The sequence below is a fragment of the Xenorhabdus sp. BG5 genome (assembly GCF_015163665.1).
GTDB lineage: Bacteria > Pseudomonadota > Gammaproteobacteria > Enterobacterales > Enterobacteriaceae > Xenorhabdus.
The window spans coordinates 1-857 of record NZ_JADEUG010000089.1; the positions used below are offsets into that span (position 1 = coordinate 1).

The 857-nt window shown below is 57.6% G+C and carries 1 protein-coding gene; it reads right to left on the reverse strand.

All coding sequences use genetic code 11. From position 1 onward, the window contains the following. A partial coding sequence (locus tag IQ209_RS17940; protein WP_193852533.1) for a tyrosine-type recombinase/integrase occupies nucleotides 1–665 on the reverse strand: 665 nt, incomplete at its 3' end. Nucleotides 666–857 lie beyond the last annotated feature (192 nt).

An 857-nucleotide genomic window follows, 5' to 3' on the forward strand; every position in this document is an offset into this window, starting at 1 on the left:
CTGTCATAGTGCGCTGCCAGTTGTGGCCTGACGTTGACCAGATAGCGCTGTAGCCAGCCCAGCGCCCGCTCACCGACAGGCACAACCCGATCTTTATTCCCTTTGCCCTGATTCACCACGACCGCACCCCGTTCGAAGTCGATGTCGCCCCGCTGAAGCTGGCGCAGCTCCATGCGCCGGATGCCGCTGCTCCAGAGGATTTCCAGCATCACCCGGTTGCGGAACCCCAGCACACTCTGATCGTCAAGGCTCTCCAGCACCTGTGTGGTTTCCCGTTCACTCAGGATCTGCGCCGGCAGCCGCTTTTCTTCTTTCGGCAACACCATCTGCTCGGCCGGGTTGTAGAGGATGTGATGGCGTTGCACTAACCAGCGGAACCACAGCCGCAGGGCGATCAGCCGTTCCCGCTGACCGTTATTGCCGTAAGGCTGACCATCGGCTTTACGGTAAGCCCGCAGATACCGCTGCCAGCTTTCCAGTAACACCAGTGTGACCTGTGCGGGGTAACGAACCGTGCGCTGTTCGCACCAGTCGATAAAGGGCAGCAGGTAGCTACGGTAGGTTTCCCGCGTGCGGTCAGCCCGGCCTTGTGCCCGCAGCGTGTCGAACCATGCTTCGAGCTGCTGGCGCAGTGTGATTAGGGTGTTGTCGTGTGCAGTTATCATGCGGATTGTCCTTTTTGTGATGGAATCTATCCGGCAGTACGGTATGACGGGGCGATTTTAATGTGTTGCCGGAACAGTGATTTTTCGTTTTGTCAGACTTGCGAGTGCTTAACCCTGTCTGGCTGTGGCTTTATGGTTATTTTGCTTACCCAGACTTAGCCCCGACTTGGGGCAGACTTGGCATAGACTTGC